Source organism: Pseudomonas sp. SbOxS1, from assembly GCF_013416725.1.
GTDB lineage: Bacteria > Pseudomonadota > Gammaproteobacteria > Pseudomonadales > Pseudomonadaceae > Aquipseudomonas.
This window is the reverse complement of the sequence record NZ_JAAVXC010000065.1, coordinates 1-6169: the sequence shown is the minus strand read 5'-3', so window position 1 is coordinate 6169 and position 6169 is coordinate 1. Positions and strand designations below refer to the sequence as shown.

The 6169-nt window shown below is 58.3% G+C and carries 7 protein-coding genes; 4 read left to right on the top strand and 3 right to left on the bottom strand.

The features are described 5' to 3' along the window. Positions 1-397 precede the first annotated feature (397 nt). The gene (locus HFK74_RS32290; protein WP_008064280.1) at positions 398-814 is read left to right on the top strand and encodes an organic hydroperoxide resistance protein; all 417 of its coding nucleotides are present in this window, start codon (positions 398-400) and stop codon (positions 812-814) included. 598 nt (positions 815-1412) lie between these two features. Continuing rightward, on the top strand, positions 1413-2060 hold the full coding sequence (locus tag HFK74_RS32285) for a hypothetical protein (protein ID WP_180207126.1): 648 nt from the start codon (positions 1413-1415) through the stop codon (positions 2058-2060). 86 nt (positions 2061-2146) lie between these two features. Here the strand turns inward: HFK74_RS32285 and HFK74_RS32280 are convergent, their stop codons facing one another. The 3 genes from HFK74_RS32280 to HFK74_RS32270 all read right to left on the bottom strand — a co-directional run bounded on the left by HFK74_RS32280 (position 2147) and on the right by HFK74_RS32270 (position 4938). Beyond that, a complete protein-coding gene (locus HFK74_RS32280; RefSeq protein ID WP_180207125.1) occupies positions 2147-2761 on the bottom strand; it encodes a TIGR00730 family Rossman fold protein in 615 nt (204 codons plus the stop codon). Positions 2762-2781: 20 nt separating this feature from the next. After that, positions 2782-3414 carry an FMN-dependent NADH-azoreductase gene (locus tag HFK74_RS32275; protein ID WP_180207124.1) on the bottom strand — a complete coding sequence of 211 codons (633 nt, stop codon included), beginning with the start codon at positions 3412-3414 and terminating at the stop codon, positions 2782-2784. A 105-nt stretch (positions 3415-3519) separates the two neighbouring features. After that, positions 3520-4938: a PLP-dependent aminotransferase family protein gene (locus HFK74_RS32270; protein WP_180207123.1), complete on the bottom strand. Its 1419-nt coding sequence runs from the start codon at positions 4936-4938 to the stop codon at positions 3520-3522. 223 nt (positions 4939-5161) lie between these two features. Here HFK74_RS32270 and HFK74_RS32265 point away from each other — a divergent pair, with 223 nt between their 5' ends. After that, on the top strand, positions 5162-5617 hold the full coding sequence (locus HFK74_RS32265; RefSeq protein ID WP_180207122.1) for a carboxymuconolactone decarboxylase family protein: 456 nt from the start codon (positions 5162-5164) through the stop codon (positions 5615-5617). 61 nt (positions 5618-5678) lie between these two features. Beyond that, on the top strand, positions 5679-5999 hold the full coding sequence (locus HFK74_RS32260) for a multidrug efflux SMR transporter (RefSeq protein ID WP_180207121.1): 321 nt from the start codon (positions 5679-5681) through the stop codon (positions 5997-5999). Positions 6000-6169: the final 170 nt, after the last annotated feature.

Genomic DNA, 6169 nt, shown 5'->3' with positions numbered 1-6169 from the left:
CGAACGCCAGGGGCAAGAGCCCTTGGTTACTTGGGGCTTTTCCAAGTGACTCGCTGTAAGAGCGAAACCATAAGCGGCCGTTACCGCAGGAATGGATATGTACACCTGAAAGAGAATGGTCGGCTGTCAGGACGCCTTCGCCGGCAAGCCTGGCTCCTACAGTAGGAGCGAGTACTGCCGTGAGAGATTGGTTGGCTATCAGGCCGTCTTCGCCGGCAAGTCGGATCGCCGCACCGCTGGCTCCTGCAAGGTCTGCGCAGTGCAGGATGGCCTTTGTCGGATCAGGCACCCGGTTGAGTCGCGCCGTCTATCATTGATTGCCTGGCATCAAGCCTGAAGGCCGTTTTTCTGATTCACCTGACATTGCACTGAACCTCAATTCAATCAGGAGATCATCATGAACCAGCTCGACAAAGTCCTGTACACCGCAAAAACCCACACCACCGGCGGGCGGGACGGCGCCTCGCGCAGCTCCGACGGCATCCTGGATATCAAGCTGTCGTCCCCGGGCGCAGGCGGCGGTGGTACCAATCCCGAGCAGTTGTTCGCCGCCGGTTGGTCAGCCTGTTTCATCGGCGCGATGGGCGTGGCTGCCAAGGAACTAAAGGTTGCACTGCCCAAGGATGTGGCCGTCGACACCGAGGTGGACCTGGGTACCAATGAAGGCGGCTATCTGCTGCAGGCGCGGCTGAATGTGAGCCTGCCGGGACTGGATCGCGAAACCGCACAGAAACTGGTCGACACCGGTCACAAGTACTGCCCGTATTCCAAGGCCACCCGCAACAACATAAACGTCACGCTGAAGTTGGTCTGAGTTGAAATAACAAACGGTCTTGGCGACAGTTTTTGGCAATGTCGCCAAGACTTGCAAAATATTCAGTAATCAATAATCGGATCCACTGAATAGTCTGACTGTTCAATCGAGCAGGAAATAAATGAGAGCCTGCTATCGATCTGGCCTATTGCTCATATGGCAACTAGTGGATCCAATTGTCTACGTCGATGTTCATGTAAATCAACCAGCTCAGTTGGAATGGGCCTCAACGCGCTAGTTGCTGGCTGATTACCTGTGCCGAGGATCCCCGTGGGCGCTACCGCTTGTCGGTGCGCTGGTTAAAAAATGAACATTTGCGGCCTGCGGGCCTCAGATTCTGCAGCACGTCATCCATGGCCTGCACTCGCAATCGAAAACAAGAAGTGGAAATAGAACCTCAAATGCAGTGAATGCAGATGGGGATTTTTTTACCCGAAAATTGAGAGGTAGTCACTAAGCTGTCATCAATTCCCTAACTGACTGGATAGGATTTCGATAATAAACCTATTGGTCAGTTTTCTTGTATGAGCAAGGTCGTGCAGAAAAACATTCTGCTGATTGGCCGATCTGAACTATCTAACAAGGTGGAGAGATACCCGTGGCGATAAACACAATTATGAGCCTGATCGAACATAAAGAATTTATGGAGTTATTGCGGCTGGGCGTTGTTTACATTCATTTGCTCGCCTGTTGCGTGGCGATTGGTCTAGTGCTGACCAGTGATATTGCAATGGTCAGGGATATGTTGAAACGCAAAGTGCTGACTCAACATGACAATGCACACATGGAAAGTCTTCAGAAATCTGTCGTGATGGCATTGATCGGTCTATGGGTGACGGGCGCTGCCATCATCGGCATCGACTACCTCGGCAAAGGCACGGAGTACTTCATGAATCCGAAGCTTCACGCCAAGGTGATCATTGTCGTGCTGCTGACCTATAACGGCATCCTGCTGCACCGACTGGTGTTGCCGGCCCTGCAAAAGGCAGGCTCCTTGCTAGAACTCGGATTCAGCGCCCGGATGCTGGCCCTGTTTTGTGGTTCGCTGTCGGCGGTATCGTGGATGTATGCCGCCATGCTCGGCGTCGGCCGTCCGTTGGCCTGGAAATACTCCCTCTCCGAACTGTTGATGGCGTACCCGGTTCTGATCGTGCTCGGCTTCTTGACGATGCTGGTATTGACTGAGCGAGCCAAGCGCCACAACACGGCTATCACGCCGCAATGGACGACGGCTGGCGCGCACTGACTCAGTGATGCGCGAGCGCTGAAGTAAAAAGGTCCTGGCGGCAGATTTTCGGGAGCAACGTCGCCAGGACCTGAAAAGCGTTCCTGTCATTGCGCTGTAACGGGTAACGGGGCAGGACCGATCCACTTCGTCACGGTCGGTGCCTGCCACTGCTCAAGCGCATCAATCAGTGCTACCGGATCAGTATCGAACAACAGCATCTCGCTGTGCTCGGTCTTCATGAAGGCTTCAGCCACGGCGTGGTCCAGAAGGCTGCGCAGCGGATTGAAAAAGCCGCCGATGTTCAGGCAGGCGACGCCTTTTTGGTGTTCGCCCAGTTGCGTCAGCGTCGCCACTTCAAACAACTCTTCAAAGGTCCCCAGACCGCCGGGCAATGCAATGAAGGCATCGGCGTATTCGCTCATGCGCGACTTGCGGCTGCGCATGTCCTGCGTCACTTCATGCCGGGTCAGTCCTTGATGCAGATGCCCGAGATCGAACAAATGGCGGGGGATGATGCCAACCACCTCGCCGCCCTCGGCGAGTACGGCGTCGGCCATCACGCCCATCAAGCCCTTGTCGGTACCGCCATACACCAGGCGCAAGCCGCGCCTGGCGATTTCCCGGCCGAGGGCCTGGGCGCCTTCGACATAGTCGGGGTTGAGGCCGTAGTTGGAGCCGCAGAACACGGCAATGCTGCGCAGGGGAGAAGCGATCGTCATGGTGTTTTCCTGGGTGTGATTCAGGCGGGCATTGGCGCGCGGCTGGAAAAATACAGCGCGCTTTCCTGCGCGGTTTTTTCTCGGGTTGCGCTCAACGCATGGGGTTCTTGCCCGGTGCCTTCTACTGAGAAAAACTTCACGTCGAGCAAGCCGATACTCGCCAGTACGGCCTCCAGCCACGGCCGCAGAAAGTCCGGTTGCCGGGCGTTGACGCCGGTGAAGGTGCTGCCTGAGGCGACGGCGATGAACACTGGCCGGTCGCGCAAGGTGCCGACCTTGCCCTCAGGGGTGATACGAAAGGTTCGATCGGTCTGGATCACATGGTCGAGCCAGGCCTTCAGCGCCGAAGGCACCATCAGGTTATGCATGGGGGTGGCGATCACCACACAGTCGGCGCTTTCCAGCTCGCGGATCAATTGTTCGGACTGCAACAGGGCGCCTTTGGCGGCGGGAGCATGGGACGGATCGCGGCGTTTGCCCACGGCTTCGGCATAGTCGGCATCGACATGCGCAAGCCCTGTGACCCCGCGCTCGGTGATGATGAAATCACAGCCTTGATGGCTATCGATCAATTGGTTGATGAGGGTTTGCGAGAGCCGATAACTCTCGGAGGCTGTCCCTCGCGGGCTGCAGATCACGCGCAGTATTTTCATGGGACCCTTTGATGTTCGTTGAAGACCAGGTCTACATGATGGAGTCGCTTGGCCCCGCGACAAAGAGCCAAGAATGGCTTGCGTGTGTGGGCCATGGAGCTGGGTTCAGAGCAGCGCCAGGATGTGTTGTCCAAGCTGTTCGGCACTGGCTTGCGAGGCAATGTTGGCGAAGCCGAGCAGCAAGCCGCAATGGGTAGGCGGGCCGATGCAACATTCGCTCAAGGCTTCGGCGTAAATGCCTGCATGCAGCAGGCGCTCAACCAGTGCGCGGTCGGATTGAGGCCGGGTCAATCGCAGAATCAGGTGCATGCCGCCCGGTTGGGCGTCGATGTGAATGTGATCACCCAAGGCATTTTTCAGACCTCTGACCGCCGCCTCCCGGCGCTCGCCGTAGAGTTTGCGCATGCGCTGGATATGCCGCGCGAAATGGCCCTCGGTGACAAAGGTGGTGACGATGGCCTGGGTGAGCTCCGGACACCCGCCGAGGAAGGTCTGGCTGACGTGTTCGAAGCGTTCCACCTGCGCCAGCGGCACCACCAGGTAAGCCAGGCGGATGCCGGGAAACAGCACTTTGCTGAAGGTGCCGGCGTACAACACGCGTCCGTCGCGATCCAGGCTCTTGAGTGCGGGCAGCGGACGGCTGACGTAACGGTACTCGCCGTCGTAGTCGTCCTCGATGATCCAGGATCGCTCCCGACCAGCCCACTCCAGCAGTTGCAGGCGCCGCGGCAACGACAATGACATGCACAAGGGGCTTTGATGGGCCGGAGTAACCACCGCCGCGCGGGCGTCAAGTGAACCGCTCACGCCTTGCGCGACCTGCATGCCGTCCTGGTCCACCGCAACGGGTTGCACCGCGATCTGCAGATACTCGAGCAATTGCCGGGTAGGGGTGTAACCGGGGTTTTCGACTAGCACGCAATCGCCTGGTTTCAGCAGGGCGTGGACGATCAGCGTCAGGGTGTTGCGATAACCCGAGGTGACGAACACCTGCGAAGGTTGGCAATCGATGCCACGCGCCATTTGCAGGTAGCTGGCGATCGCACTGCGCAAGGATTCCAGGCCGTAGGCCGATGGATTCGCCATGTCCGCGACCCCGGTGGCGCGCACGCATCGAGCGCCGATCTGCGCCCAGATCTTGCGTGGAAACGCATCCAGCGCCGGCAAGGCCATTTGAAAGGGTAGCATTGGCGCCTTATGCCGGACCGAGGTGCCGGCGAGCGGGTTGAAGGCGTGTTCGTCACGGCGCGAGTCTGTCCTGAGCGTGAGCCCTGCCGCCACCACCGTGCCGGCCTGACCACGGGACTGGATATAACCCTCAGCCGCCAGCAACGAATACGCGGTATCGATGGTGCCCCGGGCCAGCCCCAGCTCTTTTGCCAGCGCCCGGGCCGCGGGAATGCGCGCGCCGGGCGCGAGTACGCCGTCGCTGATCGCCGCGCGAAACCGCCAGTAGATTTGCCGGTAGATCGGCTCCTTCGAGGCGGGGTCGAGGGGAGACAGCTTGTTGATGGGGCTGGTCATGGACGCACTCTGGGGCAAACACCTTGGTTGCCGGCATGAACAATGATCCTACAAGCCATCATGACCTGCCTCCTAGATCCATGAATCATCTTGAGGACCAGGCCATGAAGGCACCGCGCCTGAGCAAACATGGCCCAGCACAGAAGCCAAAACATGGATCTTCAACCATAGACCAAGCAGCCTCAGGATGCAGTCCTTCACACAGCCAACTCAAGGACTCATCATGACTTCGCGAATCAACTACGCCAGCGCTTCCCCTGAAGGTTTCAAGGCCTTCGGCAACGTCTACGGCTATCTGCAAAAGAGCGTTCTGCCCACCGAGCTCATAGACCTGGTCTACCTGCGGGTGTCGCAAATCAATGGCTGCGCGTTTTGCATCGACATGCATTCGCGCGATTTGCTCAACCTGGGTGTCGCGGCAGAGAAGCTGGTGCTGGTGCCGGTGTGGCACGACGCCGGGAATCTCTTCACCCAGCGTGAACGCGTGGCGCTGGCCTGGGCCGAAAGCGTCACGCGGGTCGCCGAAACCGCTGTTCCCGATGCCATTTATCAGGCCGCGGCGGCCATCTTCAACGAGAAGGAACTGGCGGATCTCACTTACGCCATTGCCTTGATGAACGCGTTCAACCGACTCGGCGTGGCATTCCGCTCGACACCGGCGGCGGCTGAAAAAGCCTGATCGACACAATCTCTCGCCTGGCTTCGAGGTCCGGCGAGACCCTCTGAAGGAGTTGTGACACATGGCCTGGGCACTATTGGGTATCGCCGGCATTCTGGAAATCGCCTTCGCCTTCTACATGAAGGGCTCCGAAGGTTTCACACGATGGGTTCCCGGTGTCTTGACGGTCGTCACCGGGCTGTCGAGCGTCTTCCTGCTTTCACTTTCGCTGCGCACTTTGCCGGTGGGCACGGCCTATGCGGTATGGACCGGCATTGGCGCGGCAGGCACTGCGATTGTCGGCATGGTGGTGCTCGGAGACTCCACGGCACCCCTGCGCCTGGTTTGCATCGGGGTGATTTTGGCGGGGGTCGTAGGGCTTAAAGTGGTGTCTGCGAACTGAGGTTTGATCTTCTTGCTGCCTTACACCCTGAGCCTGTCCGTCAACGTCAAGGTCAATGTCTGTGGGCGATTGTTGTTTGAGTACATATCCGTTGCTGCGGTAACGGCCTCCTATGGTTTCGCTCTTACATCTATGGTTACCCCCTTTTCTGCAATACTGTTTTTGATGCG

What these genes read in the sequence shown, in the direction of transcription:
- HFK74_RS32290 (WP_008064280.1), top strand. Translation starts at nt 398, where the DNA reads ATGAACCAGCTCGACAAAGTCCTGTACACCGCAAAAACCCACACCACC.
- HFK74_RS32280 (WP_180207125.1), bottom strand. Translation starts at nt 2,761, where the DNA reads ATGACGATCGCTTCTCCCCTGCGCAGCATTGCCGTGTTCTGCGGCTCC.
- HFK74_RS32275 (WP_180207124.1), bottom strand. Translation starts at nt 3,414, where the DNA reads ATGAAAATACTGCGCGTGATCTGCAGCCCGCGAGGGACAGCCTCCGAG.
- HFK74_RS32270 (WP_180207123.1), bottom strand. Translation starts at nt 4,938, where the DNA reads ATGACCAGCCCCATCAACAAGCTGTCTCCCCTCGACCCCGCCTCGAAG.
- HFK74_RS32265 (WP_180207122.1), top strand. Translation starts at nt 5,162, where the DNA reads ATGACTTCGCGAATCAACTACGCCAGCGCTTCCCCTGAAGGTTTCAAG.
- HFK74_RS32260 (WP_180207121.1), top strand. Translation starts at nt 5,679, where the DNA reads ATGGCCTGGGCACTATTGGGTATCGCCGGCATTCTGGAAATCGCCTTC.